Source organism: Paenibacillus sp. 05T425 (genome assembly GCF_056396205.1).
This window is the reverse complement of the sequence record NZ_JBFTLA010000001.1, coordinates 188245-209548: the sequence shown is the minus strand read 5'-3', so window position 1 is coordinate 209548 and position 21304 is coordinate 188245. Positions and strand designations below refer to the sequence as shown.

Sequence of the window (21304 nt, the reverse complement as noted above, 5' to 3'; positions counted from 1 at the left end):
GGGAGGCCATATCTATATGATTGAAAATAAAGCATACCAGATTTTATTCAACTCTATCCTGTTGTTAGTCGCATTGCTCATGATTCTACCATTGCTATTGCTATTCATATCCTCTATCACGGACGAAAATACGTTGATTGCCAACGGCTATTCTTTCTTTCCATCCCAATTGAGTCTTGGCGCCTATGAATATATGGTTTCGAATTCTTCTACCATCTTGCGAGCGTACGGAATTACGTTTATTACAACTGCGCTCGGGACGCTCCTTGGCCTTACGATTACGGCCATGATGAGTTTCGGTTTATCGATCAAGAGCTTGCCGGGGAATCGGGTCATCAGTTTTTTTATATTTTTCACTATGCTCTTTAACGGCGGGTTAGTGCCGACCTATATCATGTGGACGAGCTTGGGAGTTGTCAACACGTTAGGGGCATATGTGTTTCCGTTCCTGTTGACGAACGCCTTCAGTATTATTTTGGTTCGGTCCTACTTAGCCTCGAACATTCCAAATGAATTATACGAATCTGCCAAAATCGACGGCGCGGGTTATTTCAGAATCTTTTTCCAGATGGTTCTTCCACTAGGGAAACCGATTTTGGCTACGATCGGACTTTTCTCGTGCCTGCTCTACTGGAATGATTGGCAGAACGCGCTATATTTTATCACAGATCCGGATCAGCTCAGTATTCAGGCATTGCTGAATAAGATGAATCAGAACATTCAGTCCGTCATCTCGAGCTCCGTTTCGTCAAGCTCAAGCGCTGTCACTAATTTACCTCAAGCCTCCATACGGATGGCGATCGCCTTCGTAGCGATTCTACCTATCCTCGTCCTATATCCGTTCCTGCAAAAATATTATGCAAGCGGAATTATGGGGGGAGCCGTGAAAGGCTAGCATTTCGCAAATATCGGATAAGAGGATGGTTGAAATGGAAGTTAAAATGGCGATTGTCCCAGGGACGCCTAATGATGACAACAGGGAGTATTTGCCTGAAGCCATTAGAAATTCGGATATGGTTGTGAACGAGAATGGCAACAACTCGATGGTATATCCCGAAAGACTTAAGGAATATACCGATTCATTGGCTGACGGGATACCGGATACTTGGTATGAATATGTTCCGTCCTCTTATGACGGGACCCGCAAGGTGCCTCTGGTCTTGTCGATGCATGGAGGATTGATGACCGGATGGGGGCAGGCGATCTACTCCTCGTGGACGCTCGTAGCGGATCGGGAAGGGTTTATTGTCGTGTTCCCCAACGCTCACGAAAGACGAATATGGACTCTTGAAGTCGAGAAGAAAACGTTCGAGGTGTTAGGGGCGCCAAGCCCGAGCGGTTTTTACATGCACACGCCTCCGGAAAAGCCGGAAGATAACCATGATTTGAACTTTATACTTGCTCTGATTAACAGAATGTCGCACAAGTATAACATTGATGAGTCCAGAATTTTCATGCAGGGCATGTCCATGGGGGAAATCATGACGAATCAGTTCGCCCGGTATCATGGCCAGTGGCTGGCAGGGCAAGCAGGGTCGGCGGGCGTCACATGGCCGGAGGTCATTTTCGACGAGCAAGGAGACGTCATCAATCGCGCTGGTCCGCTGCCCGTCTGGCAGTCTCGCGTCGAGCATGAGAGTTTACCGCTGCATGAAGATGAGACAGAGGCGTTTGTAAAAAGAAATCGCGACTATTGGAAGCAAATCAATGGCTGCCAGCAATTACCGGAAATCAAAATTGTAGGCGAGGACAACTTTGCTTTTTACAAAGGCGAGCATGCGGACTTCGTTTTCCGAGACGTTAAGAATAGAGATCATGGGCAAACCTTTGATGACGCGGAGGTCATATGGGACTACCTGTTCTCGGGCATACGGCGCGGAGAGAACGGCGAAATCATGAACTTCGAACCCTTAAGTCCAAGGAGAGGAGATGCATATGGCATCGCCTTGGCGGAGGGCAGCTCGAACGCGTACGTCAACAATCGTTTGGTTAAGATGAGCGGGCCTGCAAGGAAACATCAAAAACTGAAATATCATGGCCTTAGCGGCGACGCAATCGTAAGAGGAGAGTATTTCTTAGTGCCGGTCTCGTTTATCGGAGAGCTTTTTGAAGCGACGTATCTACCTGCCGATGGAGGGCTTTCCTCCGAATTGGTGCTGAAGGACGGGAGAAGACTGCAATTCGCCCGAGGAAGTATCGGCTGCGTTGTGGATAACCGCGTTCATTCCATGTATTGCGAAGCAGTATTTGGCAATGGGGAACTCTATCTTCCGATTGAATGGATTTGCAAGATGCTTTTTAACAACCACGTCACTTGCTTCGAAGACGTGCTGTATATTACCGATCACGATGCCGAGCTTTCCTTAAACATGGCCCTACTTATCCGTGACGAAATACTAACATAAAGCGGGTGGTGAGGACTCTATGAAGGACCTAAGCAAAGCAAGCGTCACGAACGAAAAGGTGCAAACGGTCTGGAACAAGGCCTTTATTAATGTATTTGTGATGAACGTATTTCTAATGCTGGGATTGTTCATGACGAATGTGCTTGTCCCGACGTATGCCGAACATGTTGGAGCAACAGCTGCGATCGTAGGCTTAGTAACGAGTATGTTTGCGGTTACCGCGCTTGCGGTTCGTCCTATAGTGGGGCCGTCAACGAGCTATTTTCGGAACAATCGATTGCTTGCGGCTGCCGTTGTTATTACTATAGCAGCGTTCGTTTGTTACGGATTCGCCGAAAGTGTTTCGATGATCATTGTTGGGAGACTTCTTCACGGAATCGGGATGGGTTTTTTTGCGCCTGTAAGCATGGCCCTCGTCAGCGATACCTTGCCCAGTAACAAGCTTGCTTCGGGAATCGGAATATTTTCATTAGGGCAGGCAATCGCTACTGCCATCGGCCCGGCTATTGGCCTGGAATTGGTCCAACGATTCGGATATCGGGGAACGTTCTTCATCGGAGCTCTGATTATGGGGATTGTGCTGGTGCTCTCGCTGCGGTTGAAATCGGATCCCCCGGAAATGAAGAACGGCTTCAAGATCAGGTGGATCGACATTGTTGCCCGTGAAGTGATGGTTCCTGCGACAATCATGTTTTTTTTAGCAAGTGCTTACTCTTGCATTAACGCATTTATCCTCATTTATGGCGGGGCGGCAGGGGTAAAAGAAATCGGTCTTTTTTTCACATCTTACGCCATTTGTTTATTCATTTCCAGACCGGTTAGCGGAAAGTTAGCGGACAAGTACGGGGTGGATAAAACGCTTATTCCAGGCATGATCATCTTTGCGCTGTCGTTCATCTTGCTTAGTTATTCCAGTACGCTTCCAATGTTCTTAATATCGGGGGCCGTGTCGGCTTTCGGATACGGGATCTGTCAGCCTGCTCTTCAGACGCTTTGCATCCAGATGGTCTCCAAAGAACGGCGTGGCGTGGCTGGGAATACAATCTTTATTGGCGTCGATACCGGATATTTGCTGGCGCCTTCTGTCGCAGGCTTGATTGTAACGTTTATACAAAGCCATGGCGGAGACGAGATAGCGGGATATGCTGTCATGTTTCAGTTCATGACAATACCAATTTGTATGGGGCTCATACTCTTTTTATGGAAACGAAAAACAATCCTTTCACAAATAAAAGATAGAAATTAGAGATCAGGAGGCAGCTTCAATGTCCATTGCAACTTTGAATTTCGAGAGTGAATACTTAAAATCGAATCACCAGATCAGCATTATTTTGCCCAACAAGCCTCGGGACCTCCCTGCTAAGGACTACTACGAAAGCCAAAAGAAGTATAAGGTACTATGGCTTCTCCACGGCACGTACGGCGACCATACCGATTGGCTTCGTAGAACGAACATAGAATTGTACGCTTGCGAAAAAGACCTCATTGTCGTGATGCCGAGCGCTCTCAATAGCAATTATTCGAACTGGGATAGCAGCATGCTTGGTTTCGGCATGTACGACTACTTGACTAAGGAGCTCATGCCATTGATTTACAACTGGTTGCCGGCGTCAGACAAGCGCGAGGACAATTTTATTGCGGGTCTTTCCATGGGCGGACGAGGCACCATAAAATTTGCTGCAAATCATCCTGATAAATTCGCTGCCGCTGCCGTATTATCCGCTGCCCCCGTCAATTTACAGAACTTGACGGAAGAGGATTTGCTCAAAGACGACTTTTTTGCCCGTCGCATGCGCGGAATGGTGGAAAACGCGGGGGGATTGCAGGCATTTAAAGACTCCTCCGAAAATGTATGGGATATATTGGACTCCCACGCGGGGAGCGGCAGACTGCCCCGGCTTTTATTCGCCTGCGGCACCGAGGATGCGATGATATACGAAAATCTGCTTCTCTTCAAAAAACATGCCGATGAAATGAAGCTTGGAGCCGAGTTTTGGACACTGGAAGGGTACGGACATGAATGGAGATTTTGGGACTTGGCCATTCAGCGCGCGCTTGAATTTTTCGGCCTTGAGGATACAGGGGCAAGTCCATATTAGAGCGAGTAAGAAAGGATCGTGACCACATGAATCAGAAAATCGTCATTATTCCCGGAACGCCAAACGATGATAATCGCGAGTATCTCCCCGAGATGATCAAAAGCACGGATATGGTCGTGAATGAGAATGGAAACAATTCCCAGGTTTACCCTGCGAGATTGTCCGAATATACGGATATGGTGTTGGACGGCATTGAACATACTTGGTACGAATACGTTCCGGCTTCCTATGACGGAACGAGGGATGTGCCGCTAGTCTTATCGATGCATGGAGGATTAATGACAGGGTGGGGGCAAGCCGTCTATACTTCCTGGACGCTTGTCGCGGAGCGCGAGGGTTTTATCGTTCTTTTCCCGAACGCCGGCAAAGACAAATTTTGGATTGTTGAAACGGAGAAGGAAAAGATCGAAGAAGCGCTTTCCTTTAAAGTGGAAGGAAAATCGATGCATTTGCCTCCTGACAATCCCGAGGACAACCAGGATATGAATACGGTTCTCGAGCTTATCGAACGGGCAAAACACAAATACAAAGTCGATGAGGGCAGAATTTTCATCCAGGGAATGTCGATGGGGAATATGATGACGAGCCAGATGGCGCGGTACCATGGCAAAGTATTTGCGGGCAAGGCGGGATCCGGCGGGCCATCAAGTCCTGGCGTGTTATTCGATAAAAACGACGAGCTCCTGAATCAAGCGGGGCCGCTTGCGGTTTGGCAGACTCGGCTTGAGCACGATCAGGTACCGCCTCATTTCCATGGCGATACGGACTATGTCGTCAAGCGAAATCGCGAGTATTGGAAGCGCATCAATCAGTGCCGCGAACTGCCGGAAATCAAAATCGCGGGAGAGGATAACTTCGCCTTCTACAAAGGCGAGCATGCGGACGTTGTATTCCGCGACGTCAAAAATAGGGACCATGGACAAACCTTCGACGACGCAGAGGTCGTATGGGATTATCTATTCTCGGGCATCCGACGCGGAGAGAACGGCGAAATCGTGAGCTCCGAGCCTCGAATACCGAGGAAAGGCGATGACTATGCCATTGCCTTGGCAGCGGGCAGCGCCAACGCGTATGTTAACAATTCCTTGGTTGCGATGCGCGGACCTGTTAGGAAGCATCAAAAGCTGAAGTATCATGGACTGAGCGGAGATGCCATTGTAAGAGGCGAGTACTTCATGGTGCCGGTCTCATTCCTTGCGGATGTATTCGACGCAACGCATCGCGCTGAGCACGGTGGACATTCCGTTGAGCTGCAGTTTAAGGACGGGATGACGATGCAATTTGCCCGTGGCAGTATCGGGTGCGTCGTGGACAACCGCGTGCATTCCATGTATTGCGAAGCGGTGTTTAAAGACGGGGAGCTCTATATTCCCATAGAGTGGATATGCAAAAGATTATTCAATAATCACGTCTCCTCCTGCGGGGATGTCCTCTATATTACCGATCATCATGCTGAGCTGTCACTGAATATGGCGCTTCTTATCCGCGACGAAATATTGACAAAGGATGGAGCGTAGCCGATGGCCGTTATCAAAATGAACTTTCTGTCCCAAGCGCTGAACATGCAAACAAATATTACAGTTGTTTTGCCCACCTTCAGCTTTGCCGACAGTATGGAAGGCATCGGCGCGAGCTACCTGCCTGGAATGAAATATCAAGTCCTGTATTTACTTCATGGCGGAATGGGAGACGACAGCGATTATGTGAATTTCACTAATATTGTTCGCTACGCGGATAAGCACAAGTTGGCTGTCGTTATGCCTGCCGCTAATAATTCAAGCTACACGGATTATGACGGGACGGATTTTTACACGTATATTTCGGAAGAATTGCCTAAGCTTTGCGAAACGATGTTCCCTATATCTTCTCAAAGGGAGGATACGTTTATCGGAGGCCTGTCGATGGGCTCTCATGGGGCAATGAAGATCGCAATGAATCATCCGGAGAGGTTCGCGGCCGTACTATTGATGTCAGGGGCGTCCTATCGCCCTGGCGTTCCAAGCGTAGTCAAAACGGTAGACGGTACATTTCACTTCGATGTCGACATAACTGTCCCTATAAAGAGTAGTCTTCAGGCGAAGCTGGATGATCCTGAATATATTCGGGATACCGTGAATGACGTGTATAGCATAGCCAGAAGAAACGCCCAGGAAGGTAAGAGACTTCCCACTGTTTTTATTCGCGTCGGTGACTGCGATCACGCTCTCTATCGTACGATTCAGGCGGAGAAGGATCTTCAAGAGTGGGGCTATGACACAAGAATGGAGATTGTACCTGGAAAGGGACATGATTGGGATTTCTGGGACGAATCGCTGCGTATCGCTATCAGCGGCTGGTTGCCTCTGCGACATCAAGCAATCTATCCCCAAAACGAGAAAACGGAGGAAAACAAGTGAAGAAAATAGCAAACCAAGTCATGTTGATCACTTATGCGGACAGCATGGGCAACCATTTAAAGGATCTGTACGCCATACTGGACGAGCATTTCGACGGAGTGTTCGGCGGGGTGCATATTCTCCCCTTCTTTCCCTCCTCGGGTGACAGGGGATTTGCGGTAATCAACTATGACGAAGTCGACCCGGCATTCGGCAATTGGGATGATATCAAGAAATTTTCCGAGAAGTACTATCTCATGGCAGATTTCATGATTAACCATGCTTCCATCCGAAGTGAAGAATTTAAGGATTATATGAAGAACGGCGACGCCTCGCCCTACAGCGACATGTTTATCCATTGGGACAAGTTTTGGCCGAATGGCGAGCCTACAGAGGAAGAATTGGAAACTCTCTATCGCAGGAAGCTTCAGGGTCCGTATAAGGAGTTTACCCGCGATGACGGGAAGGTCGTCAAGATTTGGAATACGTTCTTCGAAGAACAGGTGGATATTGATCCGTGGGCTTCCTCCACGCAGGATTACTACGAACGGAATTTGGGACGCATTGCCGAGTATGTCCCGCTCATCCGATTCGATGCCTTCGCCTATGCGTCCAAAAAACCGGGTACGAGCTGCTTCTTTGTCGAACCGGAGGTATGGGACGTGCTGGATATCGGCATGAAGCCGATACGGGATCGCGGTACGGAAATGCTGCCGGAGATTCACGAAAACTATAAGATTCAGTTGAAAATGGCGGAGCAAGGACACTGGGTGTACGACTTTGCCTTGCCGATGCTCATGCTTCACGCTCTAATGACCGGACGTACGGATCGATTAGTGAATTGGATGAACATTTGCCCACGCAAACAATTTACGACTTTGGATACTCATGACGGCATCGGAGTCGTCGACGTGGTTGGGCTGCTCGATGATGAAGAGATTGATTTCGTGAGGGAAAGAGTAAATAAGAAAACCGAAGAGCTTCAGCAATATTACAAGCTGCCTGGCGGTGTAGTGAAGATGTCGGGAGCGAAGGCAAGACAATATCAGCTTATGAGCACCTATTACTCGGCCCTCGACGAAGACGATGAAGCCTATCTCCTTGCGCGAATCGTTCAGCTTTACGCTCCCGGTATTCCTCAAGTTTACTATGTGGGAATGTTGGCCGGCGAGAATGATGTTGAATCCCTGAAACAAATAGGCGAGCCGCGGAGTGTAAACCGCCACAATTATAGCAAGGAAGAGATTGAAGAACGGTTGCAAGTTCCGATGCTGCAACGACTGCTTGAAATGATGCGCTTCCGCAATGCCTATCCGGCCTTCGACGGCGAGATTGAGATCGATGATCAAGCGGAAAACGGATCATTAGGAATCACTTGGCGGAATGGGGAGCACTGGACGGCGCTTCATGCGGACTTCAGGACCAAACAATATCAGATTACGTACGCAGACGAGAATGGAATGAAGGCTACTCTATAGGAGGCGGAGCATGGCGATTTTGCGGTACAATTTTCGCTCGGAAATATTGGGCTTAAATACGAATGTCACGGTATGCTATCCGACAGGTTCCTTGACGACAGGCTTAGGCTACCAACATCCTATGCTTAAGAGCGACGACAAGATGCCTTATGAACGAGGCATGAAATTTCAAACGGTATACGTGCTTCACGGTGGCGGGGAAGACGATACGATACCATACCGTTATACAAGGCTAGAGCAGTATGCCGAAAAAAACATGGTTATGCTAGTCTCTCCTTCCGTAAATGACAGCCTTTATATGAACACGACTTACGGTTACAAGTATTTTGACTATTTAACGCAAGAGCTTCCCATGGTGGTGCAATCCTTATTCGCATCCGCTGTCGGCAGGGAGAACACGTTCGTGATCGGAATGGCGATGGGCGGAAACGGAGCGCTTGGCTTAGGTCTGATGCGTCCCGATCTTTATGAGGCGGTTGTCAATTTGTCGGGCGGCATCGGTGTCACGTTGGACCGGGAGGAATATGTACGGAGCTTGAATTGGCATTTCCCTAGGGTTCGCGACACCTTGCTCGGAGAGAGCGAATTCATTGGCTCGGAACACGACTTAAGATGGTTCGCGGAAAAGAATTTGGCTGATGGAGTGAAGGTTCCGCAGTTTTTTATTGGGGTAGGCGAAGAGGACTTCATTCGCGATCGAGTTTTTGAAGACTATGCCATTTTGAAACGGTTAGGTTACAACGTATTCTACGAAGAAGCCGAAGGGATGAAGCACGACTTCGATATGTGGGATATTTACTTGGATAAAGCGTTGAGTACGTGGTTGCCTCTCAAGCGGGAACCCATTTACGAATCAAATAAGAATGTGGTTTGAGCGTATAAGGGAGAAAGAAAAGGAGGAAGGACAGAATGGACTTTTTAAGCAAAGTTGCTCCGGAGCTTAGACAGGGCTTGGAAGTATTGCCTGTACTGCGATTGCCCGAAGATTTGCCTATGGCGAGGCAATTCTCTCCTCCGCCGGTCGATAAATCAGACGCCGTCCTCACGACAGAGCGACAAATTGCCGGTGCGGAAGATAGCGAGATGCTGGTCAAGATCTACCAGCCGGCTCAAAGGGGGACGGATCAGCTGCCTGCCCTGCTTTGGATTCATGGCGGAGGATATGTGCTGGGCCATCCTAGCGGAGATGATGCGCTTTGCCAACAATTCGTGGAAGCTGCCGGCTGCGTTGTCATTTCTCCCGATTATCGATTGGCCCCGGACCATCCTTATCCGGCAGCCATAGAGGATTGCTACGCCGCATTGGTCTGGGCTGCAAGCTCTTCCGAACAATTGAATATTGATCGATCAAGAATTGCGGTGGGTGGAGCAAGCGCGGGTGGAGGACTGGCTGTGGCGCTAGCCTTGCTGGCTCGCGATAGAGGCGGGCCTGCCATCTGTTTTCAAATGCCGTTATACCCAATGATAGACGATCGCAACGTGACTCCCTCCAGCCACGAAATTACGTATCCTCCGGTTTGGAATAGAGCGAATAACGAAGCGGCTTGGAAGTTGTATCTCGGCGAACTCGCTCACGAAGACATTCCGCCTTATGCTGCAGCCAGCCGCGCAACGGATCTGGCTGGACTGCCTCCTCTATATACATGCGTTGGACAATTGGACCCGTTCCGGGATGAAACCATTAACTATGTCGCACGTTTAGCGCAAGCTGGCGTCGATGTGGAATTCCATCTTTATCCTGGCGGTTATCATGGATTCGAGATAGTCGTACCGGAAGCTGAAATCAGTAAACGGGCCAAAAAAGGATATATGGATGCGCTAGCGAGAGCTTTCAATCGTTAGATCGAATGAAAGACAGAGATAAAAACCTTGTGTGATCGCAATGGCAAACGCCTTACATGTTTAAGCAGCCAGTCGTCGGAAATCAACCGGTGACTGGTTATTTAGTTTTTGCCCGAAATGCAGCGCCGGCCTTGTCCCGCAACCCCATTGGGCGATTGTAAAAGGAATGAGCCAAATCCATCAATGCCAGTCAGATCCGCGTGATCTGATTGGTTTTTTTGTTGAATAGGCTACTTCCTATATAGCTTGCGATATTCAGTAGGCGACTTCCCGACTATTTTCTTGAAGACCGCGTTGAACGAACCGTTGTCATGATAGCCGACAAGCTGCGAAATCATACTGATTTTGTGCGAGGATTCGCGTAATAGCTCACAGCTTTTTTGGATGCGGGTATTTTGTAAATACGATCTAAAGGGTTGACCGAAATGTCTGAGAAAAAGACGCTGTAAGTGCCTATTGCTCCACTTCGAAAAATGAGATAGATCCGTTAAGGTGATGGATTCAGATAGATGTTGTTCAATAAAGTTTATTATTCCGGTGAAATCGGCATTGTCCATTGTCGACATATCGTTAGTTGCGATCTTAAGCCTGTATACGAGAGTAATCAATTGGCTTAATAGTGCGTGCAGCATCGTTTTGGTACCGATATTTGGAACGGACATTTCGCGGTAGAGCGTACTCATCAGTCGTTCAATCGAGCCGTCTCTATCGAATACGGTGAAGTAGGATTGCGTTTTATTTTCCAGCGTCGCTAGATGCTCCATAATCGAAGCATCCTCGATTTTCGAAGATAATATTTCAATCATTTGCCTATCAAATAAGCAATTGTAGACGATTAGCGGTTCTTCGCTGTACTGAGGAGTGGAAGGACGGAACACATGAGAAACGCCGACGGGTATGGCATACAACATGCCTTTATGCACGGGAAAAGTCTCATGCTCAATATGGTGAAATCCCTTTCCTTCGGCGACATAACAATACTCGATGAAGTCATGAGAGTGAAAGGGAACGGTAAAGTCTTCTGCATAGCGGTTTATGTATAGATGCAAGTTGTTTTGCAAGAAAAACTCACTCTTGAATAGTGCACTATTCCGATTCATTCGAAATTCACCTCTATTATTAAAATGACGCATTCACGGATGTTTTTTGTCCTGATTAGCACATGTTTTGTCGATTTCAATCGTTATTATTATAAATTAGGACCAATATAAAAATCTATACAGTTCGTTGATCGTGAGAGGAGCAGCCAAGAGAACATATGAACGGTATCTGGCGAAGATCGATATTAACAAAATTGTTTATGCTCTTTTGCTTGACCGTGTTGCCTACCTATGTGCTATCCGTCGTCCTATACAAATGGGGGACGGAGGAGGTTGTTGAGAAAATCAACACGTCCTCCTATTCGCAGATGACGCAGTACATGGATCGGCTGGAGCAAGAGGTGCTGCGCATGCAGGCGATTCAATACGAATTTCTGAATGACAGGGACTTGGATCGATTGTCTACCATCGTCGATTATATGCCGTGGCTAGAGCAGTTCTACGCTCTTCGGGGGTTAGGGCAACGAATTAATATGATCAAGAACAGCAGTGCTTATGCCAAAGACGTAAGTATTTTTTTGACGCGGGCCGGAAAAGTGATTTCGACCTCCGGGGGGATTAGTCCCCTTGAAGATGTGTCAGGGCTCGACATAAGAAATTTGGACCCAAGCTCCAAATCTCTCGTCGCCTATCGTCAGGGTGAACTGTACGTAGACTTCTATAATATAGTCACCGACTTCTCGGATACGAACCTGCCCTTGTTCAAAATCGAGATCATGCTGGACAAGACCGTTTTTCAAGCCGATCTCGAGCACTTCGGCGGGGAAGAGGTTAACGTTCTCATGCTATCGGATTCAAGTACGAGCCGCGTAATCGGCAAAAGCAATGTCGATGAGCCGAATCTGGCGGAGATGCTCGACGAGGCTAATAAACGGAAAGGAAACGGGGAGAAGCAGGGTTGGGTCGAACCGATTACGATTAATCAAATCGAATATTCGATGTTGGTCGTCAAGTCTGAAGAGCTGAACATGACTTTCGTTAAGTTCGTTCGCAAAGGTCAATATTTGGAGTCGCTAGAGAAATACACGGTCTGGTTTTGGGCGTTTTCCGTCATATCGTTTCTAGCCATTTCAATGTTTGTTATCTCAATGTATAAGGTGGTCTACAATCCGCTGCGCAAGCTGTCTTCGGCGTTCAAGCGGGTAGAGAGCGGCAATCTGAACATGACCATTACGGATTCCAGCAATAATGAATTCGGATTTATATACCGATCCTTCAATCGGATGGTCCATGAGCTTAAGGTGTTGATTGAACAAGTGTACGAGCAGCGGATCTTAACGCAGCGGGCGCAGATGAAGCAGCTCCAGTCTCAGATTCATCCCCATTTCCTCTACAACAACTTTCAGATTATATACCGAATGGCGAAGCTGGAGGATCATGAGAATTTGGCTGATCTGTCGCTTAAGCTCGCGCAGTATTATCAGTACGTCACGCGCAACACAAGCGATGATGTACCGCTCGCCAGGGAAGTGGAATTCGCTCGCATGTACGTCGATATTCAATCCGTCCGATTCCAGAATCGGCTCGTCGTGCAATTTGCGGAATTGCCTCCAGACTGTGGGCATATTATGGTTCCTCGCCTTATTTTGCAGCCGGTGCTGGAAAATACGTTCGAGCATGGGCTGAAGGACAAGGCGGCGGATGGCCGATTATCGGTTTTCTTCGGGATGGAAGAAGAACAGTTCACGATCTCGATTGAAGATAACGGAGACGCTTTGACAAGCGAGGAGCTGCAGCGGCTGCAGACTCTGTTCAACACCAGTGGTTCGGCAGATGCGGAAGTAACCGGTCTGGTGAATATTCACCGAAGAATCCAAATTAAATTCGGCAAGACGAGCGGCATGCGGGCGACCCGCGGCAGCTTGGGCGGTCTGAAAATCACGATTGCGTTATCGAAGGAGGCGAATAACGATGTATAGGCTGCTCATCGTCGACGACGAGCCTGTCATAGTCGAGGGACTGTACCATTTATTCCAGCAGGTTACCGATATGGAGCTTGATATTATAACGGCTTATTCGGGCAACGAAGCGCTGGATTGGCTGAACCGTACGAGAATCGACATTGTACTGTCAGATATTCAAATGCCGGGCTTGAATGGCATTCAGCTTATGGAGGAAATACAGCAGCGCTGGCCGGCATGCAGAGTCGTCATGTTCACGGGATACAGTGATTTCGATTATGTATATCGTTCGATCCGTCATGAAGGCGTCCGTTACTTGCTCAAGAGCGAAGGTGACGACGTCGTATTGGATACGGTCAGAAAAATGGTTGCCGAGATCAGGGACAAGCTGAAGGCGGAACAATGGACGGAGCTCATCGAGAGCCAAATGAGGAATGAGCTGCCCCTCTTGCAAAAGGAGTTCATCCTGGACGTTCTCTATGATCCCGCCACGGCAGAGGCATTGATGAATGGCCAATTGGAACGTCTGCAAATTTCGCTTAGCAGCGATCGTCACGTTATTCCGTTAATCGCGCGTCTTGACCCCTGCGATAATCCAATCACCATGGATGAGCAGACGAGACAGCTTTATACACTTAAGCAAGCTCTCGAGCGATGCTTGGAGGAACGGTTTCGTTTCGTTGCGATCTCGTTAAAACATACGTTATGGTACGTAATTGTCCAGCCTATCGAACTTACGCAAGTTAGCGATGCCGCCTTGTATGTAAGGGAAGCTTTGGCTGTTGCGCAGCGTATCTGTTCGGAGTCGTTCGAGCTGTCCGTCTCTTTCGTCCATTCGGCAAATGAGGTGAGCTGGAGGGGGCTGGGGCGTGCCTTTCCCTATATGAACGGACTTCTCGATTACCGAATTGGACAAGAGAAGGAAGTGATTTTGTCCGAGCCGATCGAGCAAGCGGATGTCTCGAAGGGACTTTCCGCGGAAAGGCTCAAACTCGTGGAAGGTTATTTAATGAGCGGCAATGATAAAGGCTTTGTTGCATTCATAGAAGAATGGATCGGCAATGAGGAAAGCTTTGGCGGAAGAACAACGCAAGCTTATGCGGAAAATTACTATACATTGATCGTTTATTTGCTTCAATCGTTTCAACGTTGGGACTTAACGGAAAAGCTGTCTACGCTCGTCGATCTGCGGGCGTTGCTCCGATTGGACAGCTATCGTTCATACGAGGAGATGCTCGGTTTATTCCGCAGGCTGGGTGAGAGCGTCGTGCGTCTCCGGAAGGATGAGGAGGCGGATCAATTGGAGCGGCCGATTCGATTTCTGCAGACATACATTAAGGCACATCTGGCGCAGGACTTATCGCTGGTCAAGCTGGCGGAGCTCGTTCACTTTAATCCTTCGTACTTATCCAGGCTGTTCAAGCGGGTAACGGAGGAGAACCTATCGGATTACATCAACCGGATGCGGATCGAACGATCGCTAGAGCTGTTGTCTGATCCCGACATGAAGGTTCAACATGCAGCGACGTCCGTTGGTTTCATATCGGTATCCTACTTCAATCGGGTATTCAAGAAGATGGTCGGCAGTACGCCGCAGTCGTATCGGGATGCACGCCAAAGCAAGTCAATATAGGAGAAGAAAACAGCGGCCAAGGTCAAGATCGGACGATATGAAAGCGCATACCCGCGCGGGATAATAAAGGAGCAACATAAATCAAGAAAGCAAAACGATGGGGAGGTCGGAATGATGAAGATGAGAAAGAAGTCCGGCATATTGCTGCTTGTTGTTGTTCTGCTCGTTTCTTTGTTGGCTGCGTGCTCGAACAAGGCAGACAATGACGGCAAGAAAACGCAGACTAGCGAGCAAAGCGGCAATGGATCAGATGCACCAAGCGGAGAAGAAGAGGTCGGTGATCCTTTCGGAAGGTACGAGGAGCCGGTTGAGATTACGTTCGCGGGTTATATCGACGATACGATGCAAAAGAATTTGCTCGTTGATGGCCTTTCTTACGAAGACAACCAATGGACAAAAATTATTGAAGAGAAGCTCAACATCAAAGTGAAATACAAGTGGATCTCCAAGACGGGAGAGCAGTCCGCGCAGAAAATGAACCTCGCGCTCGCATCGGGAGACATTCCCGATATACTCGTGCTCGACCCCGTGCAGCTGAGCCAAGCGGCGCGAGCCGATATTTTGGCAGACATAAGCCCTTACATGGAGCAATATATGTCGACTGAAGTGAAGGGACTTGTGTCGCGGATCGGGGAATCGGCGAAGCAGGCAGCGACATTCGACGGCAAGGTTCTGGGCTTCCCGAGCACGAACGACCTGGCACCGGAAACCGGCTTCCTATGGTTACGCTCCGATTGGCTGAAGAAGCTGAACCTGGAGCTGCCGAAATCATGGGCGGATGTCAAGGCGATCAGCAAGGCGTTCGCGACGCAGGATCCGGACGGGAACGGCAAAAATGATACGTTCGGTCTTTCTCTTAGCAATGATTACAACACGATCGAAGGCGTAATGAACGGCTTCCATGCCAATACGAAGATATGGGTGGAGAAGGACGGCAAGCTGGAGTTCGGAGGCATTCAGCCCGAAGCGAAGGCAGCTTTGGCGGAGCTGGCCGACATGTACAAAGCCGGAGAGATCGACAAAGAATTCGGTCTTAAGGGCGGAGATAAAATCGCCGAAGGAGTAGCGAACCAGCAGATCGGTATGACATACGGTCCGTTCTACCTGTCCCTGCATCCGCTTGGCGAGGCGCTGAAGTCGAATCCCGATGCGGATTGGACAGCGGTCTTGATTCCATCGATCGACGAGAAGCCGGTTACGAGCACCTTCACGCTCGGCTACGGCAGCTTCTTCACGGTACGCAAAGGCTTCGAGCATCCGGAAGCGCTAATCAAGCTGCTTAACCTCTATTACAAAATGTACACCGAGGATTATGCCCAGTACGGCGTCAGCGGGAACGGCAAAGAAAATTGGAGGCTTTCGCCTGTCGAGATACGCGATGTTTCCAAGAACGTCAATACGTACTTGGCTATCAAGGATGCTATTGCAAGCGGCGATACGAGCAAGCTGATCGGCGAACAGAAGGCGATGTTCGACAACGTGGACAAATTCCTGAAGGGCGACGCGTCCATGTGGGGCTGGTACAAGGTGTTCGGAGAAAACAGCACGGAAGCGGGCATCAAACAGTTAATGGACAACAAGCAATATGTTCAAGACAAGTTCGTAGGCTCGCCGACGAAGACGATGATTACGACAATGACAACGTTGAACAAACTTCGCGAGGAGACGTTCTACAAAATCATCATGGGCAACTCGCCGACCGACGAGTTTGAATCGTTCGTGCAAAGCTGGAAGAAGCTTGGCGGCGAGCAAATCACGAAGGAAGTCAACGAGTGGTACGACGGCGTAAAGTAACATTTTAATTGCGATCAAGGACTAAGCAGCGGCGGTTAACCGAGTACTGCGGCGCTTCGCTGCTTAGACGATCGCGATATGACATTTAACCGAGGTGGACGATTATGAAGGGCTTCAGAAGTTCCAAAACCTTTTCGCTGCATATGATGCTTCTGCCCGCTGTCCTGCTTGTGCTCGTCTACAGCTATGGCCCGATGATCGGCGTGGCCATTTCGTTCCAGGATTTCATTCCTGCGAAGGGGTTGTTCGGCGAGCAGGAATGGGTCGGATGGGACAATTTCAAATACGTATTCAATATGCCGAATTTCATGCAGGTCATTATGAACACGATCACGATCGCTTTATTCAAAATCGTGCTTATCCTCATCGTTCCGATCGTGTTTTCGCTGCTGATCAATGAAATCAAAGGAAAGACGCGCAAGAAGCTGGTCCAGACAAGCATTTATCTTCCCCATTTTCTTTCATGGGTTATACTGGCGGGCATTTTGCTCGATGTTCTGTCTCCTTCCACGGGGATCATCAACAAATTTTTGTCCGTTCTTGGCATCGAGCCTATTTTTTTCCTTGGAGACAACAATTGGTTTCAATTCACGATTATTACATCGGATATTTGGAAAGAGTTCGGTTTCAGCACCATCATTTATTTGGCTGCCATTACGGGAATCAACCCGTCCTATTACGAGGCGGCCGTAATTGACGGAGCTAACCGTTATCATATGATGCGATTTATTACGCTGCCTGCCATCTCCTATGTCATCGTGCTGCTCGGGGTGTTAAGCCTGGGCAACGTGCTCAATGCCGGCTTCGACCAAATCTTCAATCTGTACAGCCCTCAGGTATACGAGAGCGGTGATATTTTGGACACGTTCGTCTACCGATTCGGACTGATGGACGCACAATTCGGTCCGGCTACCGCTGTAGGATTGTTTAAATCGGTTGTTTCCTTCGTATTCATTACGGGCTCCTATTGGATTGCCGTGCGCTTCGCAAACTATCGCATCTTTTAACGGGAAAGGAGGGATCTCCAATGAACGTATTCAGCGGAAAAAAGATAAAAGCTTTCGATGTATTCAACGGGTTGTTTCTAACGGCGGCGGTGCTGCTATGCGTGCTGCCGTTCGTTCATATATTGGCCGTCTCGCTTAGCTCGAGCACGGCAGCTACGAAGGGAGTCGTCACCTTTTGGCCGGTCGAATTCAACTTATATGCTTATGATTTCGTATTGGGCCGAATCGACTTTTGGAGGGCCATGTACGTATCCTTGGAGCGCATATTGATCGCCGTGCCGATCTGCATGCTGCTCACTGTTCTTGTGGCGTATCCGTTGTCTAAGGATCATTCGATCCTGAAGTCGCGCTCCGCGTATGTTTGGTTTTTCTTCTTCACGACCATATTTAACGGAGGGCTTATTCCGACTTATTTTATAGTCAAAGAGACCGGCCTTATGGATTCCGTCTGGTCGCTCGTATTGCCGGGCGCCGTGCCTGTATTCAATATCATCGTATTGCTTAACTTCTTCCGTCAGTTGCCGAAGGAGATGGACGAAGCTGCCGTGATGGATGGAGCGGGGCACTGGACTGTGCTGTGGAAAATATACATCCCTACCTCGATGCCGTCGCTTGCGACGCTGCTGTTGTTCGTCATCGTGTTTCACTGGAATTCCTGGTTTGACGGCATGATCTATATGAACGATCCGACGCATTTTCCGATGCAGACGTATTTAAGGACCGTCGTAACGATGCCGGATCTAAGAAACGTAACGCTCGAAGATTTGGAGAATCTAAAAAACCTTTCGGAGCGGACGGTCAAAGCTTCGCAAATTCTTGTTGGCGCGCTTCCGGTATTGATTACCTATCCGTTCCTGCAACGGTATTTTGTTAAAGGCATGGTTATCGGCAGCGTTAAAGGGTAACGGGAGGAGAAGTCAAAGCAATGATCCTATCTAATTTGCTAGTGCAATATTTGAAAAATCCGATCGGGCTGGAGAGCATGAATCCTTTGCTTAGCTATACGCTGACGTCGGACGTCTCTCATCAAGCGCAAACGGCTTATCGCATTCTAGCCGCTTCAACACAGGAGCATCTGCGGCAAGAAATCGGCGATGTATGGGATTCCGGAAAAGTATTCGATTCGAGACCTTTCGCTATCGAATATGCGGGCAAACAGCTGAGGTCCAGACAACGAGTGTTTTGGACAGTGAAAGTATGGGATAAGGAGGATATCGAGTCCGAGTGGAGCGAGATCGCGGTTTGGGAAATGGGACTGCTTAACGAGTCGGATTGGACCGCTAACTGGATCGGGCATGGGGACGGCATGAACGCGAATCCGTCAGCGGCGCCGCAAGTTGCGTACGACTTCGAGCTGAAGAGCGAACGGAAGATTGCTCACGCGCGCGCTTATATAAGCGGGTTGGGACTATTCCACGCCACGTTAAACGGCCAGAGGCTGGACGATGCCTTTTTTCATCCTGGCGAAAGCGATTATTCGCAGACCGTTTATTATGAAACCTTCGATGTGACGAACATGCTGCGACGCGACTCGAATGCGATAGGCATCGTAATCGGCAACGGCCAATACGTCAACTTTAAGGTAAATCCGGTCATGACGCTTGAGGATGGGACAGAAGCGCCCGAGCATCGGTATCAGAAAAATGACAGCGGTTATACAAGGGAAGGGATCTACGGGGAGAAAAAGGTGCTCGCTCAAGTAGAGGTCACCTACGACGACGGCGAAGTCGAGATCGTTGCGGCAACGGACGAGACTTGGAAGCTGACGGACAGTCCGATTACGTTCAATAACTGGTATGGCGGCGAAGATTACGATGCCACTGTAGAGTTAGATGGCTGGGACTTACCGGGCATGGACCGAACCGGTTGGAATGATGCGGCCATCATGAAGAAGCCTCTGGGAACATTAAGAGGAAGAGAATTTCTTCCTATACGGATGATCGAGAAGTTTCCCGCCGCTTCCGTTACGAAGCTGGATAACGGCAACTGGCTCGTTGATATGGGGAGGAACGTTGCCGGATTTCCGGAGCTCGTTCTCCGCGGTACGACTGCGGGCGATCACGGGACCGTTATCTCCATGTATCCGGCGGAGATGCTGAACGCGGAAGGAACAGGCGTCGATCAAGCATCTTGTACGCAAAGCGAGTCGAAGAAATATAACTGCAGCATTACGAATCGTTATACCGTGAAAGGCGTTGGCGATGAGGCTTGGCATCCGATCTTTTGTTATCAGGGGTTTCAATTCGTAGAAGTATCCGGGTTTCCAGGTGAAGCAACAGTAGATAATTTCAATTGCTGCGTACTAAGAGCGGCCAACGAGAAGACGGGGACGTTCGAGACTTCCGATTCGGTCTTGAACAGGGTCCATGAATTAACGGAACGCTCGATCGAAAGCAACATGTATTTTTCATTTACGGACTGCCCGCAAATCGAGAAGTTGGGTTGGCTGGAGACGTCGCATCTCATGTTCCGTTCGATTACTTCCGGGTACGATATCCGGTCATGGATTCCTAAGATTACGCAGGATATGATTGATGCGCAAACGACCGAAGAAGATAATCGAAACGGAGATCCGGAGGGCAAGGGGTATGTACCTGCCATAGCGCCCGAATATTATCGGATCGTCGGACTTCACAGAGACCCGAACTGGGGCGGCGCTTGTATTCTGACCCCTTGGGAGTACTATCAAATTTACGGCGACATCACCCTATTAAGAAGAGCCTACGAGACGATGACAACGTATCTGGATTATCTGGAAACGCATACGCAAGATTCGCTTCTGATCGGTTATGCGCAGATGGGGGATTGGGGGCAGTTGAACGAAAGCACTCCGACCGTGTTGGTGGAAAACTGCGCCTATTACTATATGTTAAGCATCATGGTTCGCATCGCGGAGCTGACCGGGCATCACGAGGATACGGTGATTTACCGTTTGAAAGCGGAAGAGGTTCAGCGTAAATTCCACAATCACGCAGATTGTTATGAACCGGAAAGCAGACGTTACGGAAATGACAGTCAAGCGAGCTACGGCTGCGTTCTCTTCAGCGGCATCGGATGGAAGGAAAATATTGATCTTGCCGTGACGTTTCTGAAGGACGCGGTTCGGCGCAGGGATGATCATCTCTCCTCTGGCGAAGTGGGATTGAAGCAAGTATTCGCCACGTTAGGCTGTTATGGTGCAAGCGATGTCGTATATCGCATGGTCACGAATGATACGCAGCCCAGTTATAAATACTTTGTCGATAACGGGCTAACCACGCTTCCGGAATATTGGAATTATCAAGAATTATGGCACGGCACGATGGTCCGCTCCAGAAATCACGCCATGATGGGGCATGTGAAGGAATGGCTGACCTCTTATGTTCTGGGCATCCGGCCAGAGGAGCCGGGGTATCGGAAGTTGATTATTGAACCGTCGTTAACGGACCTCATCGAAACAGTGAGAGGCAGCATATGGAGTCCATATGGTCTTATTCGCGTGGAATGCGTTCGCAATGATGCCGGTATAACGTTAGATGTCGAGATTCCGGTTGGAGCGACGGCTGAGATTAGGCTGAAGTCCATTCCAGCGGAGCACTCAACGATAGGGTCAGGAAAGTTCAGGTTCTCCATCAACACGGACGGGGTAGGATCATTGAAGTAGATAGTTCTGTACAACAAGAAGTTAGGA

16 protein-coding genes are annotated in these 21304 nt (G+C 48.9%); 15 read left to right on the top strand and 1 reads right to left on the bottom strand.

Features of this window, described 5'->3' with window-relative positions; translation table 11 throughout:
* Positions 1-16 precede the first annotated feature (16 nt).
* From AC1DF0_RS00770 to AC1DF0_RS00730, 9 genes are read left to right on the top strand one after another with little or no spacing between them, the layout of a single operon-like run.
* Positions 17-895 (top strand): carbohydrate ABC transporter permease, encoded by an 879-nt coding sequence (locus AC1DF0_RS00770; RefSeq protein ID WP_442048799.1) that lies wholly within the window; start codon positions 17-19, stop codon positions 893-895.
* A gap of 34 nt (positions 896-929) precedes the next feature.
* Entirely contained in the window at positions 930-2405 is a 1476-nt protein-coding gene (locus tag AC1DF0_RS00765) for a CE1 family esterase (RefSeq protein ID WP_477572760.1), read from the top strand.
* A gap of 19 nt (positions 2406-2424) precedes the next feature.
* Complete coding sequence (locus AC1DF0_RS00760; RefSeq protein WP_477572759.1) at positions 2425-3651, top strand: MFS transporter; 1227 nt, start codon at positions 2425-2427, stop codon at positions 3649-3651.
* A 19-nt stretch (positions 3652-3670) separates the two neighbouring features.
* Entirely contained in the window at positions 3671-4504 is an 834-nt protein-coding gene (locus tag AC1DF0_RS00755; RefSeq protein WP_477572758.1) for an alpha/beta hydrolase, read from the top strand.
* A 26-nt stretch (positions 4505-4530) separates the two neighbouring features.
* Positions 4531-6021 (top strand): CE1 family esterase, encoded by a 1491-nt coding sequence (locus AC1DF0_RS00750; protein WP_477572757.1) that lies wholly within the window; start codon positions 4531-4533, stop codon positions 6019-6021.
* A gap of 3 nt (positions 6022-6024) precedes the next feature.
* Positions 6025-6900 carry an alpha/beta hydrolase gene (locus AC1DF0_RS00745; RefSeq protein WP_477572756.1) on the top strand — a complete coding sequence of 292 codons (876 nt, stop codon included), beginning with the start codon at positions 6025-6027 and terminating at the stop codon, positions 6898-6900.
* Positions 6897-8357 (top strand): sucrose phosphorylase, encoded by a 1461-nt coding sequence (gene gtfA, locus AC1DF0_RS00740; protein WP_477572755.1) that lies wholly within the window; start codon positions 6897-6899, stop codon positions 8355-8357. The genes AC1DF0_RS00745 and gtfA overlap by 4 nt, the downstream gene beginning before the upstream one ends.
* Before the next feature lie 10 nt (positions 8358-8367).
* Positions 8368-9231 (top strand): alpha/beta hydrolase-fold protein, encoded by an 864-nt coding sequence (locus AC1DF0_RS00735; protein ID WP_442048806.1) that lies wholly within the window; start codon positions 8368-8370, stop codon positions 9229-9231.
* Between the two features lie 35 nt (positions 9232-9266).
* Positions 9267-10199, top strand: coding sequence for an alpha/beta hydrolase (locus AC1DF0_RS00730; RefSeq protein WP_477572754.1), 933 nt, complete (start codon positions 9267-9269; stop codon positions 10197-10199).
* Between the two features lie 230 nt (positions 10200-10429).
* Here AC1DF0_RS00730 and AC1DF0_RS00725 read toward each other — a convergent pair whose 3' ends face one another.
* Entirely contained in the window at positions 10430-11299 is an 870-nt protein-coding gene (locus tag AC1DF0_RS00725) for an AraC family transcriptional regulator (RefSeq protein ID WP_477572753.1), read from the bottom strand.
* A 158-nt stretch (positions 11300-11457) separates the two neighbouring features.
* Between AC1DF0_RS00725 and AC1DF0_RS00720 the strand changes: the two genes are divergently transcribed.
* The 6 genes from AC1DF0_RS00720 (at position 11458) to AC1DF0_RS00695 (ending at position 21277) form a co-directional block, all read left to right on the top strand.
* Positions 11458-13218, top strand: coding sequence for a sensor histidine kinase (locus tag AC1DF0_RS00720; RefSeq protein WP_477572752.1), 1761 nt, complete (start codon positions 11458-11460; stop codon positions 13216-13218).
* Positions 13211-14833: a response regulator transcription factor gene (locus tag AC1DF0_RS00715; protein WP_477572751.1), complete on the top strand. Its 1623-nt coding sequence runs from the start codon at positions 13211-13213 to the stop codon at positions 14831-14833. Before AC1DF0_RS00720 ends, AC1DF0_RS00715 begins: the two co-directional genes overlap by 8 nt.
* Before the next feature lie 111 nt (positions 14834-14944).
* Positions 14945-16627 (top strand): extracellular solute-binding protein, encoded by a 1683-nt coding sequence (locus tag AC1DF0_RS00710; RefSeq protein ID WP_477572750.1) that lies wholly within the window; start codon positions 14945-14947, stop codon positions 16625-16627.
* Positions 16628-16731: 104 nt separating this feature from the next.
* Positions 16732-17634, top strand: a complete 903-nt coding sequence (locus AC1DF0_RS00705) for an ABC transporter permease (RefSeq protein WP_477572749.1) — start codon at positions 16732-16734, stop codon at positions 17632-17634.
* Between the two features lie 20 nt (positions 17635-17654).
* Complete coding sequence (locus AC1DF0_RS00700; protein WP_442048812.1) at positions 17655-18539, top strand: carbohydrate ABC transporter permease; 885 nt, start codon at positions 17655-17657, stop codon at positions 18537-18539.
* 20 nt (positions 18540-18559) lie between these two features.
* Positions 18560-21277, top strand: a complete 2718-nt coding sequence (locus AC1DF0_RS00695) for a family 78 glycoside hydrolase catalytic domain (protein ID WP_442048813.1) — start codon at positions 18560-18562, stop codon at positions 21275-21277.
* Positions 21278-21304: the final 27 nt, after the last annotated feature.

What these genes read in the sequence shown, in the direction of transcription:
- AC1DF0_RS00770 (WP_442048799.1), top strand. Translation starts at nt 17, where the DNA reads ATGATTGAAAATAAAGCATACCAGATTTTATTCAACTCTATCCTGTTG.
- AC1DF0_RS00765 (WP_477572760.1), top strand. Translation starts at nt 930, where the DNA reads ATGGAAGTTAAAATGGCGATTGTCCCAGGGACGCCTAATGATGACAAC.
- AC1DF0_RS00760 (WP_477572759.1), top strand. Translation starts at nt 2,425, where the DNA reads ATGAAGGACCTAAGCAAAGCAAGCGTCACGAACGAAAAGGTGCAAACG.
- AC1DF0_RS00755 (WP_477572758.1), top strand. Translation starts at nt 3,671, where the DNA reads ATGTCCATTGCAACTTTGAATTTCGAGAGTGAATACTTAAAATCGAAT.
- AC1DF0_RS00750 (WP_477572757.1), top strand. Translation starts at nt 4,531, where the DNA reads ATGAATCAGAAAATCGTCATTATTCCCGGAACGCCAAACGATGATAAT.
- AC1DF0_RS00745 (WP_477572756.1), top strand. Translation starts at nt 6,025, where the DNA reads ATGGCCGTTATCAAAATGAACTTTCTGTCCCAAGCGCTGAACATGCAA.
- AC1DF0_RS00735 (WP_442048806.1), top strand. Translation starts at nt 8,368, where the DNA reads ATGGCGATTTTGCGGTACAATTTTCGCTCGGAAATATTGGGCTTAAAT.
- AC1DF0_RS00730 (WP_477572754.1), top strand. Translation starts at nt 9,267, where the DNA reads ATGGACTTTTTAAGCAAAGTTGCTCCGGAGCTTAGACAGGGCTTGGAA.
- AC1DF0_RS00725 (WP_477572753.1), bottom strand. Translation starts at nt 11,299, where the DNA reads ATGAATCGGAATAGTGCACTATTCAAGAGTGAGTTTTTCTTGCAAAAC.
- AC1DF0_RS00720 (WP_477572752.1), top strand. Translation starts at nt 11,458, where the DNA reads ATGAACGGTATCTGGCGAAGATCGATATTAACAAAATTGTTTATGCTC.
- AC1DF0_RS00715 (WP_477572751.1), top strand. Translation starts at nt 13,211, where the DNA reads ATGTATAGGCTGCTCATCGTCGACGACGAGCCTGTCATAGTCGAGGGA.
- AC1DF0_RS00710 (WP_477572750.1), top strand. Translation starts at nt 14,945, where the DNA reads ATGATGAAGATGAGAAAGAAGTCCGGCATATTGCTGCTTGTTGTTGTT.
- AC1DF0_RS00705 (WP_477572749.1), top strand. Translation starts at nt 16,732, where the DNA reads ATGAAGGGCTTCAGAAGTTCCAAAACCTTTTCGCTGCATATGATGCTT.
- AC1DF0_RS00700 (WP_442048812.1), top strand. Translation starts at nt 17,655, where the DNA reads ATGAACGTATTCAGCGGAAAAAAGATAAAAGCTTTCGATGTATTCAAC.
- AC1DF0_RS00695 (WP_442048813.1), top strand. Translation starts at nt 18,560, where the DNA reads ATGATCCTATCTAATTTGCTAGTGCAATATTTGAAAAATCCGATCGGG.